An 18,145-nucleotide genomic window follows, 5' to 3' on the forward strand; every position below is an offset into this window, starting at 1 on the left:
CGCATGACCCAGCTACGCAGGCACGGCACGTTCGCGTGTGCGCTCGTGCTCGCCCTGGTTGCGGCCTTGTTGGCGCCGTTGCCTGCCCGGGCTCACCCCGGGCACGGCGACGAGACCTTCAACGCCCTGATCTTCAGCAAGACCGCCGGTTTCCGGCACGACTCGATCCCGGCCGGCGTCCAGGCCATCAAGGACCTTGCGGCCGGCAACAACTTCACCGTGACCGCGACCGAGGACGCGTCGCTGTTCAACGACACCGAGCTGGCCAAGTACGAAGTGGTCATCTGGCTGTCCACGACCGGCGACGTCCTGAACGCGGACCAGCAGGCGGCCTTCGAGCGCTACATCCGCGGCGGCGGCGGGTACGCCGGTATCCACGCGGCCTCGGACACCGAGTACGACTGGCCGTGGTACGGCAAGCTCGTCGGCAGCTACTTCGACAGCCACCCGCCCGGTACGCCGGACGCGACGGTCAAGGTGGAGGACCACGCGCACCCGTCGACGGCCGAGGCGCCGACGACCTGGCCGCGCACCGACGAGTGGTACAACTACAAGACCAACCCGCGCGGCAGCGTGCACGTCCTGGCCTCGCTCGACGAGTCGACGTACACCGGCGGCAACATGGGCGTCGAGCACCCGATCACCTGGTGCCAGGACTACGACGGCGGTCGCGCCTGGTACACCGGGATGGGGCACACGATCCAGTCGTACGCCGAGCCGGCGTTCCAGAAGCTGTTGCTCGGCGGCATCAAGACCGCCGCGGGCGTGCTGCCGGCCGACTGCGGTGCGTCGCTCAGCGACAGCTACCAGAAGGTCACGCTGGACGACAACACGTCGAACCCAATGGAGCTCACGGTCGCCTCCGACGGCCGGGTCTTCTACATCGACCGCAACGGCGCCGTGAAGATCGTCAAGACCGATGGCTCCGTGGTCACCGCCGGCACGCTGAACGTCTATACCGGGCAGGAGTTCGGTCTGCTCGGGATCGCACTCGACCCGGCGTTCGACACCAACGGCTTCCTCTACCTGTACTACTCGCCGGGCGGCTCCGATCCGCACGACAAGGTCTCGCGTTTCAAGGTGACTGGTGACACTTTGGACCTCGCCAGCGAGAAACAGGTGCTGCGCATCGACACCCAGCGCGACCAGTGCTGTCACGCGGGCGGTGCGCTCGAGTTCGACAACAACGGCAACCTTTTCATCGCCACCGGCGACAACCGGAACCCGTTCGACTCCGACGGCTACTCGCCGATCGACGAGCGTTCCGGCCGTTCGGCCTGGGACTCGCAGGGCAGTTCCGCGAACAGCAACACGCTGAACGGCAAGGTGCTGCGGATCCACCCGGAGGCCGACGGCAGCTACACGATCCCGGCCGGCAACATGTTCACGCCCGGGACGGCGAAGACCAAACCCGAGATCTACGCGATGGGCTTCCGGAACCCGTTCCGGATCGGCATCGACCCGACCACCAACCACCTGTTCGTCGCGGACTACGGCCCGGACGCCGGTCAGGTGTCGCCGACCCGCGGGCCGGACGGCCGGGTGGAGTGGGACATCCTCGACCGGCCGGGGTTCTACGGCTGGCCGTACTGCGTCGGCGCGAACACGCCGTACAACGACTACGACTTCGCCACCGGGACGGCGGGCGCGACGTTCAACTGCAACGCGCCGGTCAACAACTCGCCGAACAACACCGGGATCAACCAGTTGCCGGCGGCCATCCCGGCGTCGCTGTGGATGGGTAAGACGACGAGCGGCGTCCCGGAGATCGGCGGCAGCGGCGCGCCGATGACCAGCGGCGCGTACAAGTTCGACGCCGACAGCACCTCGGACCGCAAGTGGCCGGCGTACTTCGACGGCAAGGCCGTGTTCGCCGACTGGAACGACAGCCGGCTGTTCTCGGTCCAGCTGAACGACGCGCGGACCGGGGTCTCGGACGTGTCCCGGATGCTGCAGAAGCTGAACTTCATCCGCCCGCACGCGTTGCAGTTCGGCAAGGACGGCGCGCTGTACGTGATCGAGTGGGGGAGCGGTTTCGGCGGCAACAACGCCGACTCCGGGATCTACCGGATCGACTACGTCCAAGGGAACCGGGCGCCGCTCGCGCAGTTCAGCACGGACAAGACGTCCGGGCCGACGCCGCTGGTGGTCGCCTTCGACTCGACCGGGTCGCGCGACCCCGACGGCCAGCCGATCACGCTGGCCTGGGACTTCGACGGCAACGGGACGACGGACAGCACCGAGCAGAAGCCGTCGTACACCTACAACACCCCAGGTATCTTCACGGCGCGGTTGACCGTGACGGACGCCGACGGCCGGACGGCGGTCTCGAACCAGACGATCACGGCCGGCAACACGGCGCCGTCGATCACCGTCGAAGCTCCGCCGGACGGCGGCTTCTTCGACTTCGGCGACACCGTGCGCTACAAGGTGACGGTCACCGATCCCGAGGACGGGACGGTCGACTGCAACGAGGTCATCACCAAGCCGGCGCTCGGGCACGACGAGCACGCGCACGACTACGAGGAATACCGCGGCTGTGAGGCGGTCATTCCGGTGAACGGCGACCAGGGCCACGTCGGTGCGAACATCTTCGGCCTGATCAAGGTGAAGTACACCGACAAGGGCGCGCCGGGGACCGGCAAGATCACCACCGAGAAGATCGTCCAGCTGCAGCCGAAGCTGCGCGAGGCGGAGTACTACAGCGAGACCGGCGGCTCCGGGCCGACCCCCGGCGTCCAGGTCGAGGACACCGGTGACACGGCCGGCGGCGGGAAGAACATCGGCTACATCGAGGACGGCGACTGGTGGAGCTGGAAGCCCACCAACCTGAAGAACATCGGCCAGATCCAGCTCCGGGCGGCCTCGCCCGAGGCCGGTGCGACCGTGCAGGTTCGCCAGGGATCGCCGTCCGACGGGCCGATCGTCGCCACCATCCAGGTGTCGCCGACCGGCGCCTGGCAGACGTACGGCGACTTCACCGGCTCGGTGAGCGGTGCGTCGCCGGACAGCGGCCCGCTGTACTTCGTGAAGACGACCGGGCAGCTGAACGTCAACTGGGTCAAGTTCATCGGTAAGGGCGTCACGGAGAACGAGCGTCCGGCGGTGAGCGTGCAGGCGTCGACGACGCAGGGCAAGGCGCCGCTGAAGGTCGACTTCACCGCGACGGCGACCGACCCCGAAGGCGACCTGCCGCTGTCCTACACCTGGAGCTTCGGCGACGGTGGGACGGCGACCGGTGCATCTGTGAGCCACATTTTCACCACCGCCGGGACACATACGGCGGTCGTGACGGTGAAGGACGCGCGAGGCGCGGCCGGCACGGCGAAGGTGACCATCACAGTGGACACGCCGTCGCTGCCGACCTGTCTGACCGGCCGGTCCGACGGGTTCGACGGGACGGCGCTGAACACCTCGCGGTGGTCCTCGGTTGTCCGGGGCAACCAAGAGCTGTCGGTTGCCGATGGCACGCTTCGGCTGCCGCTGACCGCGACGGACATCTACGGGACCGGCAACACCGGTACGCCGAACCTGGTCCTGCAGCCGTTGCCGGCGGGGCCGTGGCAGGCGACGACCAAGCTGACGTTGCCGGCTCGTCTGGCCTACCAACAGGCAGGTCTACTGCTGTACGGCGATGACGACAACTACGCGAAGATGGTGATCCAGGGCCGATCGACCGGGGCGGCGTCCGCGAACGACCGGATCTTCCAGTTCATTCGCGAGGAGGGCGGCACGCCGAACGAGGTCGCCGGGTCGAACACGGCCAACCTCGGCGCGGCGTACCCGGACACGGTGTGGGTGCGGTTCACGTCGGACGGCGCCAACCTGAAGGCGGCGTACAGCGCGGACGGCGCGACCTTCACCGAGATGCCGGAGACCAAGCAGCTGGCCGGGATCACGAACCCGCGGATCGGCGTCTTCGGGCTCGCGAACCGGGCCGAGGCGCTGCCGATCACGGCGTCGTTCGACTACTTCCAGCTGACGCCGGACGACACGGCCGAGCAGCCCGCTCCGGATGACGAGTTCACCGGGACGACGCTCGACGCGTGCCGGTGGTCGTCGGTCGTCCGGCCGGACGCCTCGGCGTCCCGGGTGGCCGGCGGGAAGCTGGAGATCGATACCAGCAAGGGCGACATCTACCAGGGGACGGCGACGAACCCGACGAACCTGACCCTGCAGCCCGCGCCGGACGGCGACTGGACGATCGAGACGAAGGTCGACGCGTCGACGTTCGACGAGGCGTTCCAGCAGGCCGGTCTGATGGTCTACAAGGACGACGCGAACTACGTGAAACTCGACTACCTGACAACCAACCCGTCGGGGTCGCCGGTTGCCCGGGGCATCGAGTTGCGGAGTGAGATCAACAACGTCCTGCAGGATCCGCAGCCGGGGGCCGGCGCGACGCAAGGGGTTTGGTGGTTCCGGCTGGCCAAGGTGGGCACTTCGTTCACCGGGTCGTACAGCTCGGACGGCCTGACCTGGACGGCGATGCAGTCGGTCAGCAACAGCGCCTTGGCGACGGGAGCGTCGTTCGGGGTCTATGCGTTCGGCGTGGACCAGGTGGCGTCGAAGACGGCGAAGTTCGAGTACTTCAAGCTGGTGCGGGACACGACGGCTCCGACCGTGGCGCTGTCGCTGAACCCGTCGACGCCGAGCGGTCTGGCCGGTTGGTGGACCGACGAGGTCGTCGCTACCGCGCTGGGCACCGATGACCAGGGTGGTCAGGTGTACCTGGAGCAGAAGATCGGCGAGGGGAACTGGTCCGAGTACACGGCGCCGATCAAGCTGACGGCGGATGGGACGCACACGGTGCAGGTCCGGGCGTCGGACACGGCCGGCAACGTGTCGGAGCCTTCATCGGTGACGGTGAAGATCGACCGGACGAAGCCGACCGCGACGGTCAGCGGCTTGGCGTCGGGCGGTTCGCTCGGGGTCGCGTCGACGGCGACGGTCAGCGCGAAAGCCGCGGACGCGCTCTCCGGCCCGGCCGGCGTGACGCTCGCCATCGACGGGAAGCCGGTTCCGGCCGGCGGCAAGCTCGACGGCGCCGTGCTCGGGCTCGGCGCGCACAAGCTGACCGCCACCGCGTCGGACGCGGCCGGCAACAAGTCGGTGACGACGGTGCCGTTCACCGTGGTCGCGTCGTACCCGGAGGCTCTGAAACTCGTAGAGCGCTTCCGTGTCTCCGGGAAGCTCTCTCAGGCACAGGCCACGGTGATGAAGGTGCAGCTTGGGCTCGCCGAACGGGCCGTCGCCCGTAAGCAGCCCCTGGTCGCCCGGATCGCCATGGATCTGTACCTCGGCCAGGCCAAGACGGTGCGCGACGTGCCCACCCGCACGCTGCTCACCGCCGTCGGCCAGGACCTTCGGAGCAAGATCCGCTAACCGTCCCGCCGAGGCGAGAGCCGCCAAGTCTCCCGCCTCGGCGAGACCGCCAACTCCCGCTAACCCGTCTCGCCCCCGGCGAGACCTCCAACTCCCGATCGCTAACCCGTCCCGCTCCCGGCGGGACCTCCAACTCGTGACCCGCTCAACCCGTCCCGCCCCGGCGGGACCCGTAGACGTCGCCGTGAGAGAGCGCTTCCGCCCCGGGTGGTTCGGCCCCACCCGGGAACGGGACAGAGCGCTCTCTCACGGCCGGCGGGGGACCACCCGGTCCCCGTCCCCGGCGGCACCTCGCGCTCCGGTGTCGCCGGGGACACCATCCCCTTGAACCTAGGAGTCTGTGATGGCACGACCGATCACCCTGTTCACCGGCCAGTGGGCCGACCTGCCGTTCGAGGAGGTGGCTCGGCTGGCGTCGTCGTGGGGGTACGACGGCCTCGAGATCGCCTGCTGGGGTGACCACCTCGACGTCCGCCGGGCCGCTGAGGACCCGGCCTACGTACAAGGCCGGCTGGACATCTTGGAGAAGCACAACCTGAAGGTCTGGACGATCTCCAACCACCTGCTCGGCCAGGCGATCTGCGACGACCCGATCGACGAGCGGCACCAGGGCATCCTGCCCGCGCACATCTGGGGCGACGGTTCCCCCGAAGGCGTCCGCACCCGCGCCGCCGCCGAGATGGAGACCACCGCTCGCGCCGCCCGCGCTCTCGGCGTCGACACCGTGGTCGGTTTCACCGGGTCGTCGATCTGGAAGACGGTCGCGATGTTCCCGCCGGTGCCGGCGTCCATGATCGAGGCCGGGTACCGCGATTTCGCCGACCGGTGGAACCCGATCCTGGACGTGTTCGACGAGGTCGGCGTCCGGTTCGCGCACGAGGTGCACCCGTCCGAGATCGCCTACGACTACTGGTCCACCACGGCGACCCTGGAGGCGATCGGGCACCGCGCGGCCTTCGGCCTGAACTGGGACCCGTCGCACTTCGTCTGGCAGGACCTCGACCCGGTCGGCTTCCTCTGGGACTTCAAGGACCGGATCTACCACGTCGACTGCAAGGACGCGAAGCGCCAGGTCGGCAACGGCCGCAACGGCCGGATGGGCTCGCACCTGGCCTGGGGCGACCCGCGCCGCGGCTGGGACTTCGTCTCCACCGGTCACGGCGACGTCCCCTGGGAAGCCTGCTTCCGGATGCTCAACACCATCGGCTACACCGGCCCGATCTCGGTCGAGTGGGAGGACGCCGGCATGGACCGCCTGGTCGGCGCCGCCGAAGCTCTCCAGTTCGTCCGCGGTCTCGCCTTCGACCCGCCGACGGCGTCCTTCGACGCGGCCTTCTCGTCCTGACCCGGACCGCCAGCACTGACCAACTTCCGGCCGGCCGCGCGACACGCCGCGCAACACGGCGTGTCGCCGCCCGCTCGGCGAGTTGATCAGTGGTGGAGGTCCGCTCGTGCTTTCGCTGAGGCGGCAGCTGCGGCTGCCGTGCTGGTCCAGGAACCGTCCTTCCGGATCAGTGCGAACCGGGCCGGGGAGTGATCTCCCCGGCCCGTTCTCGTTCCCGCGTCTTAGCCGATACCCCAGCCGATGTGCCGAACCGAACCGTCCGGCATCCGCAGGTGGAACCGGCTCTCGCGCCGCCGGTAGATGCCGACGTCGTCGACCCCATCGCCGTTCCAGTCCCCGATGACCGGCACGTCCCCGGCATCGCCCCACGGCACGTGCCGGATCGCGCCGTTCGGCATCCGCAGATGGAACCGGCTCTCCCGCGGCCGGTAGATCCCGACGTCGTCGACCCCGTCACCACTCCAGTCGCCAACCACCGGGATGTCGCCGGCGTCACCCCAAGGCACGTGCCGCACTGCACCGTTGGGCATCCGGAGGTGGAAGCGGCTTTCGCGGGGCCGGTAGATGCCGACGTCATCGACGCCGTCCCCGTCCCAGTCGCCGGTCACCGGGATGTCGCCGGTGTCGCCCCACGGCACATGGCGCACTGCGCCGTTGGGCATCCGGAGGTGGAAGCGGCTCTCCCGAGGCCGGAAAATCCCGACGTCATCAGGCCCGGCGCCGTCCCAGTTCCCGATCACCGGCACGTCTCCGGCGTCACCCCACGGCACATGGCGCACCGCGCCGTCCGGCAGTCGCAGGTGATACCGGCTCTCACTCGGCCGGAAGATCCCGACGTCGTCGATGCCGTCATCGCTCCAGTCGCCGATCACCGGGGTGTCGCCACCTCGCATCCGAGCCGCCACATCCGCGCGCATCTGCTCGAGATTCACGAACGACGGATCGATCTTGCCGGTGGTGCTGGTCTCGAGATGCCCGCGTGCATAGCTCGCGTCCCGGCCGAGCTGCTTCAGGACGGCGGCCGTCGCCCTGACCGAGGCCTCGTACTGCGCGGCGCTCATCGCCTGGTCGGGCCGGACCGGATCATCGCCGACGTAGTCGATCTCCCACCCGACCAGCATGGTGTTGCCGCTACCGGCCGGGATCGGGCCGCTCGCCCGCGTGGCGCCGGCGTGGTTCGCGTGATTCGCGGAGATGAGGTGGAAGACGCCGTTGTAGTCGACAAGCGCGTGACAGAGCGGGCCGGGCAGGTCGGATCGGCCGTTGATGCACACGTTGAGACTCGGGTGCGGATTGCTGGGGCTGGTCGTCGGGCCGTTGGTGTGGTGCCAGAGCACGCCGATCGGGTTGAAGCTGCCACCAGCGGTGCGGTTCCGCCAGTCGCCTTCCTCCACGACCTGTACGCCGGCGCCCCGCAGCACGTCGGCGAGCCAGGTGATCGCGACCATCAGATCACCTCGAGATCGGCGAGGCATTCCACAGGCTTCTTCACCTGTGCTTGAGCCGGGGCTGCGGCGGCCACCGTCGCCAAGCCGGCGGAGGTGGCAGCGGCTGCGGTGAGGAGCAGCCGCCGCGAGAGCTGAGAGCTGGCCGGCGAGGTCGCCGGTGGTCGCGAGCTGAGTTCGTCCATTGTTTCTCCCTGGGCGGTGGGGAAATCACGGTCGGCTCAGCGTGCGGCCCGAGAACGCGGGGGAGCGCTCTCTGGCCTGAAGCTGCCAGAGTGGTCTAGTGCTTGAAGAAGGCGCGTAGGTCGGCGGCGACGAGATCGGGGACTTCGAGGGCGGCGAAATGCCCGCCGCGGTCGAACTCGGTGAAGTGGACGACGTCGAACTCGCGCTGGACGAGCCGGCGGACGGTGCTGTCACCAGGGAGCGCGACCAGCCCGGTGCGCAGCGGGGTATAGGTGAGCTCAGCGCCCCAGGACGACGCCGCCTCGCGATAGATCCGGCCGGCCGATCCCGCCGTACCGGTGAACCAGCTCAGCGAGGCCGAGTCCAGCACGAGGTCGTTGCTGATGGCGCCTACTCGGTGCCCGTAGTCGTCGTACCACTCGAGGAACCAGGCGAGCTGGCCGACGGGGGAGTCGTCCAGCGCGTACGCGAGCGTCTGCGGACGGCTGCCCTGGATCGCGGCGTACCCCGAGCGCTCGGTCTCCCAGTCGTCGAGCCCGCTCAACCGTTCCTTCTCGGCTTCGGTCAGCTCTTCGTCACCCGGGAACGACAGGTAGCCCTCGAGATGCAGCCCGATCAGCCGCTCCGGGACCGTCCGCCCGAGCTCCGCGGCGACCATCGCACCCCAGTCGTACCCGTGGACGCCGAACTCCTGGTACCCGAGCCGATCCAGCAACGTCACCCAAGCCCGTGCGATCCGCTCAACACCCCAACCGGCCTGTGTCGTCGGCCCCGACAACCCGAACCCCGGGATCGACGGCACCACCAAGGCAAAGTCTTCCCGCAACAACTCGACCACCTCGAGGAAGTCAGCGCCCGACCCCGGCCACCCGTGCAGCAACAACAACACCGGCCGCCCCGGATTGGCTACGTGCAAGAAGTGCACCCGCTGCCCGTCGATCTCAGCCAAGTACTGCGGCCACGCGTTCAACCGTTCCTCGAACCGCCGCCAGTCGTACCCCGTTCGCCAGTAGTCGACCAGCTCGCGCAGTCGCCCGAGCTCAACCCCGTACGACCACCCGACCCCTTCCAGCTGTCCCGGCCACCGGGTGGCCTCCAGCCGCCGTCGCAGCTCGTCCAACTCACCCTGCGGGATCTCAACTCGGAACGCGCTCTCAGAGATGTTCTCGACCATGTTCTCGACCGTAGAAGCGGTAGCGGACAGCTGCCGTCCGCTACCGACTAGGCTTGGTGGAGTGAGCGAGGTTGACTGGCCGGCGGCGCCCGAGCTTCGGCGTCCGCGCATTCTTCGGCAGCAGTGGCTCGATCTCACGTTCCTGCATTGGGCGGTCGACCCCGCGAGCGTTGCGCACTTCTTCCCGCCTGGCACCCGGCCGGACACTTTCGAGGGCCGTACCTACGTCGGTCTGGTCCCCTTCCGGATGGCCGGGAGCGCTCTCCCGCACGGCCCCGCGGTCCCGTACTTCGGCACGTTCCTCGAGACCAACATCCGCCTGTACTCCGTCGACGCCGTGGGCCGCCGCGGCGTCGTTTTCCTCAGTCTCGACGCGAACCGGATCGCGATCGTCGCCGCGGCCCGGGCCGCCTTCGCTTTGCCGTACCGCTGGGCTCACCTGACCCATGAGCAGTCAGGGAGTACTCATACCTATTCGTCGACACTGCGATGGCCCGGCGTCCACGCGTCCGCCCTGATCGCGGTGGACACCGGGCCGGCTGTTCCGGCTGACCCGCTCGCCGAGTTCCTCACCGCCCGCTGGGGATTGCACACCCACCGCGCGGGCCGAACCTGGTACCTGCCGAACTGGCACCCGACCTGGGAGCTGCACTCCGCGACGGTCACCACGCTGCACATGCCGGGCCTGTTCCCATCCGTCGGTCTGTCCGAGCCGGACGGGCCGCCCGATCATGTGCTGCACAGTCCCGGCGTGCCGGCCGAGTTCGCCTTACCAGTCAAGCCATCATTGCGGCCGTCTGCTGCTCGATGAACGGCATCCCGGCTTGACCGGCCCACCGGTTCACCTCGGCCGCCAGGGCCTGTGAGCCCCGGACGTCGCCTTCGTCCTTGAGCAGCACACACAGGAGCGTCTGTTGCGCGAGCGCGCCCAGCAGGTGCCCGATCTTCTGCCGCAGCTCGGTCGACCGCTCCCAGTGTGCACGCGCCAGCTTGAAGTCACCGGCGGTGTGGGCATGATCCCCGAGGTGCCGCAACGCGAGAGAAATGACGAGATCATCGAGAGCGCTCTCTCCCCGTTCCAGCGCCTCCGTGTAGTGCGAGAACGCGACCTTCGGATCGCGTACCAGGTTGTCGGCGATGACTCCGGCGTAGAACACGGCCATCCCGGCGCACCCGTCGTCCGGAGCGGTGTCCCGCAGCGACAGGGCCTCCGCGACCAACGCCGGGCCGCGCTCCAAGAGCCCGCCGAACAAGGCCGGTCCATAAGCCGACCGCAGCTGCAGGAGCGCGGCATGCCACCGGATCGTTGCATCTGGCAGCTCTTCGAGCGCTCGACCGAGCGTCTCCAGCGCCGCAGCGCCGGTCTGCGTCTGCCGAGCGAAATCCTCATCGACGGACACCTCGGCCAGTGCGAGCGCCACCGCCCGGATCTCCACCGGATCGACCGGACTGCTTGCCGCCAGCAAGGTGCGGGCCACGTCCCACTGACCCGCCATCGTCAACTGCCGCGCCACGGCCACCACCGCCGACACCTCGACCTGCACCATGTGCCGCCTCCTCACTTCCCCGAACTCGTGTCCCGAAAGTACTTCGATGTCGAAATGTTTGACAACTAAGCTTCACTGGGTGAAAAGTTGGACCGGTGAAAGATGAGTCCGTCGACTGGCACGTCGACCAGTGGGACGGCGAGATCGCCGGCTTCGACCGCCGGGTCGAAGGCATCGCCGTCCGCCTGCAGTCGCTCGGCCAATACCTCGACCGCAGCCGCGACGCCGTGCTGACGGCGTACGACATGCAGTGGTGGGAGTTCAAGACGCTGCACCTGCTGCGCCGCGGCGGGCCGCCGTACCAGGCCACGCCGGGGGAGCTGGCCAGACATCTGTCGATGTCGCCCGCCGCGATGACGAACCGGTTGGATGCGCTCGAGCGGCGCGGCTACGTCGAGCGTCGCCACGACCGCGACGACCGCCGCAAGGTGCTCGCCCGCCTGACCCCGGCCGGGCTCGACATCTGGCAGCGCGGCGTCGGCGACATCCAGGACGTCGAACAGTCGTTGATCCGCCGGCTTTCGGCCACAGATCAGAAACATCTGGAGTCACTCCTTCGACAGTTGCTGCAGGCCACGGAACAATGACGCATCGCCCTCGGCCGCTGGAGACGTGAATGACGGAAGACCTGCCTCGCCAGTACGCACGCACTCGGCGCTTCAGTGCCGGAGCGGTGTCGAACCTGGCGATCCGGGCAGCGGGCCGGTTCGTCACCTTCCTGCGCGACGAGGCGCTCTGGGTGCTGGACGTCGATTCCGGCGCCGAGCGGCGGATCGGGTGCGCCGGGCCGCATACGGTCGGCGGATCACTGCTGTGTCTGCAGGTCGCGGACGGCGTCGCGCTGATCGAGCTGGAGAGCGGTGTCCGGCATGATCTTCAGCTCGGTGAGGTCGGCGCGGCCCGGATCGACCCGACCGGACGCTGGATCGCGTTCACTCGCGAAGGCGCGCTGGAGGTCATCGATCGCGACGGCCTCGATCGCCGCCGGCTCGTCGAGCCTGACGGGGAGGCTGTGAGCTGGGGTATGCCAGAGTTCGCCGCCCAGATGTCGATGGGCCGAGAGAGCGGTTTCTGGTGGTCTCCGGACGGTTCACAGTTGCTGGTCGCGCGGGTCGACGAGAGTCAGGTCGAGCTGCGGTACCTGCCGGATCCGCCACGGTCGGCCGAGCCGCCGCAGGGCATCCGCTATCCGGCGGCCGGTACGACGAACGCCGACGTCCAGCTCAGCCTGATCGATCTCGACGGCCACCGGCGGGATGTCGAGTGGGACCGGGGCGAGTTCGAGTATCTGTTGCAGGCATCCTGGACGACGTCCGCGCCGCTGATCGCCGTCCAGAGCCGTGATCAGCGTCGGCTGTTGATCCTCGAGGCCGATCCGTCGACCGGATCGACGACGCTCGTGCGCGGGGTGACCGACGAACATTGGATCGACGTCCGGCCCGGCACTCCGACGCGGACTCCGGACGGCCTACTCGTGTGGATCGAGCGGGACGTCGACTGTGACACCGACCGGCTGCTGGTCGGCTCCGAGTTCGTGACGCCGCCCGGTCTGCAGGTCACCGAGATCCGGTCCGTCGCGCCGGACGGCATCGCGTTCCTCGCCCAGACCGAACCGACCGAGCTACACCTGTACCTGTACGACGGAACGCTGTACCGGCTCACCGACGAGCGCGGCGTCCACTCCGGCGTGGTGGCCGGCGGCGCCGTCGTCCGCGACTCCCGAACGTTGACCGACCGCCGCATCACGGTCAACGACCACCGGCTCGAGACGCACGAAGAACGCGCTCTCTTGGATCTCGACGTCGATCTCGTCGCGGTCGGCCCGACCGAGCTCCGCGCCGCGGTCTTCCACCCGTCCTGGCACCGGCCGGGAACGGCGAAGCTCCCGGTGCTGCTCAATCCCTATGCGGGGCCGGGATTCCAGCTGGTGCTCGCGTACGCGGCGCCGTACTACGCGGTGTCCCGCTGGTTCGCCGAGCAGGGTTTCGTCGTGATCAGCACCGACGGCCGCGGTACGCCGGGCCGCGGACCGGCGTACGAGCGCGCCGTCCACGGCGATTCGGTCACCTACGCCCTCGACGACCAGGTCACCGCCCTCGAACAGCTCGCGGACAAGTACGGCGATCTCGACCTCGATCGGGTCGCCTTCCGCGGCTGGAGTTACAGCGGCTTCCTCGCCGCGGCCGCGGTCATGCATCGCCCCAACGTCTTCCATGCAGCTGTCGTCGGCGCGGCGGTCACCGACCAGCGTCAGTACGACTCCTACTGGAAAGAGCGCTTTCTCGGCGATCCCGCCGTCAATCCCGATGCCTACCGCCGCTCATCCCTGTTGCCCTACACAACGAACCTGACGCGGCCGATGCTCATCATCCAGGGTCTGGCCGACACGAACGTCTGGCCGACGCACGCACTGCGTCTGTCCGCAGCGCTCACTGCCGCCGGCAAGGCGCACGACCTCATCACGCTGCCCGGCGAAGGTCACCGCATCGCTGACGAGGAGACCATCGCCGACCTCCTGCACCAGGAGCTGGCATTCCTCCGCCGATCCCTCGGCTAGCGGGTGTTCGGCCTCAGGCGCGAAGGCCGGTGAGAAGGACGGCGACCATGCGCCGGGCGTCGTACCGGGTGTCGTTCTCGGCGCCCACGCAAAGGTTGCCGACGGCACGCATCAGCTCGTAGGGAGTCTGGCCGGGCTGGATCTCGTCGGCCGCCGCGGCAGCGTCGAGGAGCGTTCCGCAGACGGGCAAGAGGCGGTCGAGGAAGTAGCTGTGGATGCACTCGCCGCCGGCGGCCTCGGGCTGGAGGAGGCCGGCCAGACCGTGTTTGGTGACCAGGAAGTCGACGAACTGGTCGATCCACTGTGTGAGGGCGGCGTAGGGGGAGTCGGCGGCGGCCAGGAGCGCGGGGCCGGCCTCGGCGCAGGCGTCGACCTGGTGCCGGTAGACGGCCATGATCAGCTCGGCGCGGGTGGGGAAGTGGCGGTAGATCGTGCCGGTGCCGACGCCCGCCTTGGCGGCGATGTCGCGGACGGGCGCATCGACGCCCTGACTGACGAAGATCGCCGCGGCGGCGTCCAGTAGCGCTTCCTTGTTCCGCTGCGCGTCGGCGCGCGGCGCCCGTGCGGCCATCACTCGGTCCTCCAGCTGGTTGCAAAGCGGAACATCGTTCCGTATTGTTAACGGAACAGCGTTCCGCTTACTCATCATGTCACATCCCACCTCGTTTCGGAGGTACTTCGTCATGCTCTACCGCAGTTTGGGCCGGACCGGCGTCCAGGTCAGCACGCTCGCGCTCGGCGCGATGAACTTCGGCGCCATCGGTAACACCACCCAGGACGACGCGACCGCGATCGTCGATGCCGCGCTGGACGGCGGCATCAACCTGATCGACACCGCCGACATGTACCCCGGCTCGGAAGAGCTGGTCGGCCGGGCGATCGCCGGTCGCCGCGACGATCTCGTGCTGGCGACCAAGGCCGCCATGCCGATCGGGGACGAGCGCAACCATCGCGGGACGTCGAGGCGCTGGCTCGTGACCGAGCTGGACAACAGCCTGCGCCGGCTCGGCGTCGACCACGTGGACCTCTACCAGATGCACCGCTGGGATCCGGCGACCAGTGACGAGGAAACGCTCTCTGCGCTCACCGACCTGCAGCGGGCGGGGAAGATCCGGTACTTCGGGTCGTCCACGTTCCCGGCGTACCGAATCGTGCAGGCGCAGTGGACCGCCCGAGAGCGCTCTCTGAGCCGCTACGTGACCGAACAGCCGAGCTATTCGATCCTGCAGCGCGGGATCGAGGCGGACGTGCTGCCCGTCGCCGAGGAGTACGGCCTCGGCGTCCTCGCCTGGAGCCCGCTGGCATCCGGCTGGCTGTCCGGCGCGGTGCGCGCGAACCAAGAGATCACGACCAGCCGCGCCCGCGTGTTACCCGAGCGGTTCGACCTGAGCCGCCCGTCCAATCAAGCTCGGCTGAACGCGGTGGAAAAGCTGATCGCGCTCTCCGATGAGGCCGGGCTGACGCTCATCCAGCTCGCACTCGGCTTCGTCACCGCACACCCAGCCGTGACCAGCGCCCTCATCGGACCACGCACCCTCGACCACCTGCACTCACAACTAGCCGCCGCCGACACTGTCCTGACCAACGACCTCCTGGACGCGATCGACGAGATCGTTGCGCCAGGCATCGATCTCGCGCCGGAGGAGAAGTTCGACACCCCGCCCGCGCTACTCGACGCGGCGCTGCGTCGGCGCTGATCGGAGTCCCTGATGACGAGTTTCGGAATCATGACCGCGCCCTCGCAGGTCGAGTACGCCGACGTCCTGCGGGTCTGGCAGGAGGCCGACGGCGTCCCGGAGATCGAGCACGCGTGGTTGTACGACCACCTGTTCCCGATCTTCGGCGATCCGGCCGGGCCGACGTTCGAGGGCTGGACGCTGCTGTCAGCCCTGGCCGCGCAGACGCAGCGGCTGCGGATCGGAGTGATGGTCACGAGCAACCGCTTCCGGCCGCCGGCGATGCTGGCGAAGATCGCGAGTACGGTCGACGTCGTCTCGGGCGGCCGGCTGGACTTCGGGATCGGCGCGGGTTCGCGACCGAGCATCCCGATGGCTCGGTACGAGTACGACGCCCACGGCCTCCCGTACGGCGACGCCGCCACCGCGGTCGAAAGCCTGGCCGAGGCGTGCACGATCATCCGCCGCCTCTGGACCGAAGCCGAGCCCTTCGACTTCACCGGCGATCACCACCACCTGACCGGCGCCTTCGGCAACCCCAAACCTCTCCAGCACCCGCACCCGCCGATCCTCATCGGCGGCCGCTCCGCCGCGACCCTCCGCGTCGCAGCCGAACACGCCGACATCTGGAACATGCCCGGCGGCGACCTCACCGACGCGATCGAACGCAACACCCGCCTGACCCGCTACTGCACCGCCCTCAACCGCGACCCAGCCACCCTCACCCGCTCGACCTTCCTCCCCGTCGACTACACCAACCCCGCCGCCACCCGCGAAGCCATCTCCACCTGGCGCCAAGCCGGCTTCACCCACTTCGTCCTCGGCCTCCCCACCCCCTACCCTCCAACCCCAGCCCACTGGCTGGCCACCCACGTAATCCGCCCAACCCTGCCCTGATCACGGGCCGGCTGTTCTAGTCGAGTTGGAGGATGGCTTCTTCGATTTCGGCGTTGCGGGCTTGGGCGTAGCCGCGGTCGGCGCCGGTGATGCGGAAGCCGGCTTTCTGGAGGACGCGGAGCGAGCCGTGGTTGTCGGCGGCGGCTCGGGCGTGGAGTGGGCGGGTGGTTTGGCGGCGGAGGAAGAGGGCGAGAGCTTGGCTGGCGATGCCGCGGCCCCAGTGGGCGCGGTCGATCCAGTACGTGAGCTCGGTGTCGCCTTCGATGACGAAGCTGGCGATCGTGCCGACGAAGGCGCCGTCGAGGGTGATGGCCAGATCGAGGATGCCTGGGTCGGCGCTGATCCGGGCGCGGTGCGCGTCGAAGGCGGCGCGGTCGTTGGGATCGCGACCGACGAACGCGGCCATCCGGACCGCCTCGGGATCTCGCATGTGCTCGAAGAGCAGATCGAGATCAGCTGCTTCGACGTCTCGTAGCGCGACTGTGCCCATGGCGCGAACGTAACAGCGCCCGCCGACAGTTTCAGGAGCGCAGGCGAGCGACGATCAGATCGGCCACCGCACGCATGCCGGCGGCGTTCGGGTGATAGGGGACGACGCCGCCGAGGACGCCGGGCGGCCGCAGCCCGAAGCCGGTCGTCCACGGATCGGGCGAGCCGATCGCGTGATCGCGGCCGGCCGCGGAGGCTTCGATGAGATCGGCGCCGGTCGCGGCCGTGGCCTTGGCGAAGGCGGCGGCCAGACCGTCGGCCATGATCGCGATGCTGGGCAGCTGCTCCTCGTTGAGCGGTACGTCGAGGCGCGGCCGCGTGCTCGGGCCGACCAGGGGGAGGTAGTCGACGAGCAGGATCCGCGCGCCCGGAGAGCGCTCCCTGACGTTCTCGACGACGGCGATCAGCGATTCGGCCGCGGCCTGGTACGCGGCGTCGTCCTTGAGGTAGCTGACCCGGGCCCGGATCCGGTTCGCGACCCTTCGCCCGAACAAGGACGCCGGTTTGGCGAGCGTGTTCAGCAGGCTGCCGCGGATGAAGGTGCCGACGTACTCGAGATCGTTGCCGCCGGCAGTGATCGTGACGAGCGCGGTATCGGGGCCGACGGCATCGAGCTGAGGCGGGGCGCCGTCCTGAGGGGTGTCGAGCAGATGCGCTGTCGTCGCGCCGCTGTAGGTGACGTCGGTGAGCTCGAGGCCGAGCTCGGCGGCGACCAGGTGCGCGTAGTTGCGGGCCGAACGGCCGGCCGGACGGTGCACGATCGGGTCGATTCCAGGGCCCGCGGCGAACGAGCTGCCGAGGGCGACGTACCGGCTACCGGGTGGGATCACGGCTTTACCTTAACCGCGGCCTGGCAGCATGGTTCTCGGCATCTGGACGGTGGTGTCACAGCGCAGACGGCTGTCCGGTCTGCACCATCGACAACTCAACAGATTCTCGAAGGGAACCATTCATGCGCGGAGTTACTCGGGGAGCGCTCACCGCGTTCTCGATCAGTGGTCTGGCGGCGGCGTCGTTCGCCGTGCTGCCGGCCACGGCCGAGGCGACGCCCCCGTCGGGGGTAACCGGCACGATCTTGTACCAGAAGACGGTCGGGAACACCGACTACGTCCTGCGGGAGATCACCATCCAGCCCGGCGGGACGACCGGCTGGCACTTCCACGACGGCACGCTCTACGCCATCGTCAAGGCCGGCAAGCTCGACCACTTCGGCAGCAACTGCAAGTCCGACGGCAAGTACCGGACCGGTGACACGTTCATCGAGCCGAGCAACCAGGTCCACATCGGCCGCAACCTCGGCAAGAAGCCGATCGTGCTCGAGGTGCTGTACGTGAACCCGCACGGCGCCCCGCTGTCCGAGGACGCCGCCAACCCGGGCTGCTCGTTCCAGTAGTTCCGGGCCTCAGCGGCCACGGATCGCGGCCCGCGATCCGGAGATCGTCCG

The 18,145-nt window shown here is 68.8% G+C and carries 15 protein-coding genes; 8 read left to right on the plus strand and 7 right to left on the minus strand.

Features of this window, described 5'->3' with window-relative positions:
- Positions 1-3: 3 nt before the first annotated feature.
- Both ACZ6ZD_RS33085 and ACZ6ZD_RS33090 read left to right on the plus strand, forming a co-directional pair.
- Positions 4-5,385 carry a ThuA domain-containing protein gene (locus ACZ6ZD_RS33085; protein ID WP_465678062.1) on the plus strand — a complete coding sequence of 1,794 codons (5,382 nt, stop codon included), beginning with the start codon at positions 4-6 and terminating at the stop codon, positions 5,383-5,385.
- Positions 5,386-5,728: 343 nt separating this feature from the next.
- Positions 5,729-6,730 (plus strand): sugar phosphate isomerase/epimerase family protein, encoded by a 1,002-nt coding sequence (locus tag ACZ6ZD_RS33090; RefSeq protein WP_465678064.1) that lies wholly within the window; start codon positions 5,729-5,731, stop codon positions 6,728-6,730.
- A 221-nt stretch (positions 6,731-6,951) separates the two neighbouring features.
- On the opposite strand, the gene ACZ6ZD_RS33095 is transcribed toward ACZ6ZD_RS33090, so the two are convergent.
- The 3 genes from ACZ6ZD_RS33095 to ACZ6ZD_RS33105 all read right to left on the minus strand — a co-directional run bounded on the left by ACZ6ZD_RS33095 (position 6,952) and on the right by ACZ6ZD_RS33105 (position 9,535).
- A complete protein-coding gene (locus tag ACZ6ZD_RS33095) occupies positions 6,952-8,178 on the minus strand; it encodes a peptidoglycan recognition protein family protein (RefSeq protein WP_465678066.1) in 1,227 nt (408 codons plus the stop codon).
- Positions 8,178-8,360, minus strand: coding sequence for a hypothetical protein (locus ACZ6ZD_RS33100; RefSeq protein ID WP_465678068.1), 183 nt, complete (start codon positions 8,358-8,360; stop codon positions 8,178-8,180). The genes ACZ6ZD_RS33095 and ACZ6ZD_RS33100 overlap by 1 nt, the downstream gene beginning before the upstream one ends.
- A 95-nt stretch (positions 8,361-8,455) precedes the next feature.
- Complete coding sequence (locus ACZ6ZD_RS33105; protein ID WP_465678070.1) at positions 8,456-9,535, minus strand: epoxide hydrolase family protein; 1,080 nt, start codon at positions 9,533-9,535, stop codon at positions 8,456-8,458.
- A gap of 61 nt (positions 9,536-9,596) precedes the next feature.
- On the opposite strand from ACZ6ZD_RS33105, the gene ACZ6ZD_RS33110 reads away from it, so the two are divergent.
- Positions 9,597-10,346, plus strand: coding sequence for a YqjF family protein (locus tag ACZ6ZD_RS33110; RefSeq protein WP_465678072.1), 750 nt, complete (start codon positions 9,597-9,599; stop codon positions 10,344-10,346).
- On the opposite strand, the gene ACZ6ZD_RS33115 is transcribed toward ACZ6ZD_RS33110, so the two are convergent.
- A complete protein-coding gene (locus ACZ6ZD_RS33115) occupies positions 10,312-11,082 on the minus strand; it encodes a hypothetical protein (protein ID WP_465678074.1) in 771 nt (256 codons plus the stop codon). The two genes, ACZ6ZD_RS33110 and ACZ6ZD_RS33115, sit on opposite strands and share 35 nt — an antisense overlap.
- Before the next feature lie 95 nt (positions 11,083-11,177).
- On the opposite strand from ACZ6ZD_RS33115, the gene ACZ6ZD_RS33120 reads away from it, so the two are divergent.
- Together ACZ6ZD_RS33120 and ACZ6ZD_RS33125 are read left to right on the plus strand one after the other, a co-directional pair.
- Entirely contained in the window at positions 11,178-11,669 is a 492-nt protein-coding gene (locus tag ACZ6ZD_RS33120; protein WP_465678076.1) for a MarR family winged helix-turn-helix transcriptional regulator, read from the plus strand.
- A gap of 29 nt (positions 11,670-11,698) precedes the next feature.
- Positions 11,699-13,639, plus strand: coding sequence for a S9 family peptidase (locus ACZ6ZD_RS33125; protein ID WP_465678078.1), 1,941 nt, complete (start codon positions 11,699-11,701; stop codon positions 13,637-13,639).
- Between the two features lie 13 nt (positions 13,640-13,652).
- Here ACZ6ZD_RS33125 and ACZ6ZD_RS33130 read toward each other — a convergent pair whose 3' ends face one another.
- Entirely contained in the window at positions 13,653-14,210 is a 558-nt protein-coding gene (locus ACZ6ZD_RS33130) for a TetR/AcrR family transcriptional regulator (RefSeq protein ID WP_465678080.1), read from the minus strand.
- A gap of 112 nt (positions 14,211-14,322) precedes the next feature.
- Between ACZ6ZD_RS33130 and ACZ6ZD_RS33135 the strand changes: the two genes are divergently transcribed.
- Together ACZ6ZD_RS33135 and ACZ6ZD_RS33140 are read left to right on the plus strand one after the other, a co-directional pair.
- Positions 14,323-15,336, plus strand: a complete 1,014-nt coding sequence (locus tag ACZ6ZD_RS33135; RefSeq protein ID WP_465678082.1) for an aldo/keto reductase — start codon at positions 14,323-14,325, stop codon at positions 15,334-15,336.
- Between the two features lie 12 nt (positions 15,337-15,348).
- Positions 15,349-16,212, plus strand: a complete 864-nt coding sequence (locus tag ACZ6ZD_RS33140; RefSeq protein ID WP_465678084.1) for an LLM class flavin-dependent oxidoreductase — start codon at positions 15,349-15,351, stop codon at positions 16,210-16,212.
- 16 nt (positions 16,213-16,228) lie between these two features.
- Here ACZ6ZD_RS33140 and ACZ6ZD_RS33145 read toward each other — a convergent pair whose 3' ends face one another.
- Together ACZ6ZD_RS33145 and ACZ6ZD_RS33150 are read right to left on the minus strand one after the other, a co-directional pair.
- On the minus strand, positions 16,229-16,702 hold the full coding sequence (locus ACZ6ZD_RS33145; RefSeq protein WP_465678086.1) for a GNAT family N-acetyltransferase: 474 nt from the start codon (positions 16,700-16,702) through the stop codon (positions 16,229-16,231).
- Positions 16,703-16,733: 31 nt separating this feature from the next.
- The gene (locus ACZ6ZD_RS33150) at positions 16,734-17,531 is read right to left on the minus strand and encodes an SGNH/GDSL hydrolase family protein (RefSeq protein ID WP_465678088.1); all 798 of its coding nucleotides are present in this window, start codon (positions 17,529-17,531) and stop codon (positions 16,734-16,736) included.
- Positions 17,532-17,653: 122 nt separating this feature from the next.
- Between ACZ6ZD_RS33150 and ACZ6ZD_RS33155 the strand changes: the two genes are divergently transcribed.
- Positions 17,654-18,094 carry a cupin domain-containing protein gene (locus tag ACZ6ZD_RS33155; protein WP_465678090.1) on the plus strand — a complete coding sequence of 147 codons (441 nt, stop codon included), beginning with the start codon at positions 17,654-17,656 and terminating at the stop codon, positions 18,092-18,094.
- The last annotated feature ends 51 nt before the right edge of the window (positions 18,095-18,145 follow it).

It is taken from the genome of Kribbella sp. NPDC104218 (genome assembly GCF_055584105.1).

What these genes read in the sequence shown, in the direction of transcription:
- ACZ6ZD_RS33155 (WP_465678090.1), top strand. Translation starts at nt 17,654, where the DNA reads ATGCGCGGAGTTACTCGGGGAGCGCTCACCGCGTTCTCGATCAGTGGT.
- ACZ6ZD_RS33090 (WP_465678064.1), top strand. Translation starts at nt 5,729, where the DNA reads ATGGCACGACCGATCACCCTGTTCACCGGCCAGTGGGCCGACCTGCCG.
- ACZ6ZD_RS33105 (WP_465678070.1), bottom strand. Translation starts at nt 9,535, where the DNA reads ATGGTCGAGAACATCTCTGAGAGCGCGTTCCGAGTTGAGATCCCGCAG.
- ACZ6ZD_RS33100 (WP_465678068.1), bottom strand. Translation starts at nt 8,360, where the DNA reads ATGGACGAACTCAGCTCGCGACCACCGGCGACCTCGCCGGCCAGCTCT.
- ACZ6ZD_RS33115 (WP_465678074.1), bottom strand. Translation starts at nt 11,082, where the DNA reads ATGGTGCAGGTCGAGGTGTCGGCGGTGGTGGCCGTGGCGCGGCAGTTG.
- ACZ6ZD_RS33140 (WP_465678084.1), top strand. Translation starts at nt 15,349, where the DNA reads ATGACGAGTTTCGGAATCATGACCGCGCCCTCGCAGGTCGAGTACGCC.
- ACZ6ZD_RS33135 (WP_465678082.1), top strand. Translation starts at nt 14,323, where the DNA reads ATGCTCTACCGCAGTTTGGGCCGGACCGGCGTCCAGGTCAGCACGCTC.
- ACZ6ZD_RS33145 (WP_465678086.1), bottom strand. Translation starts at nt 16,702, where the DNA reads ATGGGCACAGTCGCGCTACGAGACGTCGAAGCAGCTGATCTCGATCTG.
- ACZ6ZD_RS33125 (WP_465678078.1), top strand. Translation starts at nt 11,699, where the DNA reads ATGACGGAAGACCTGCCTCGCCAGTACGCACGCACTCGGCGCTTCAGT.
- ACZ6ZD_RS33085 (WP_465678062.1), top strand. Translation starts at nt 4, where the DNA reads ATGACCCAGCTACGCAGGCACGGCACGTTCGCGTGTGCGCTCGTGCTC.
- ACZ6ZD_RS33130 (WP_465678080.1), bottom strand. Translation starts at nt 14,210, where the DNA reads ATGGCCGCACGGGCGCCGCGCGCCGACGCGCAGCGGAACAAGGAAGCG.
- ACZ6ZD_RS33095 (WP_465678066.1), bottom strand. Translation starts at nt 8,178, where the DNA reads ATGGTCGCGATCACCTGGCTCGCCGACGTGCTGCGGGGCGCCGGCGTA.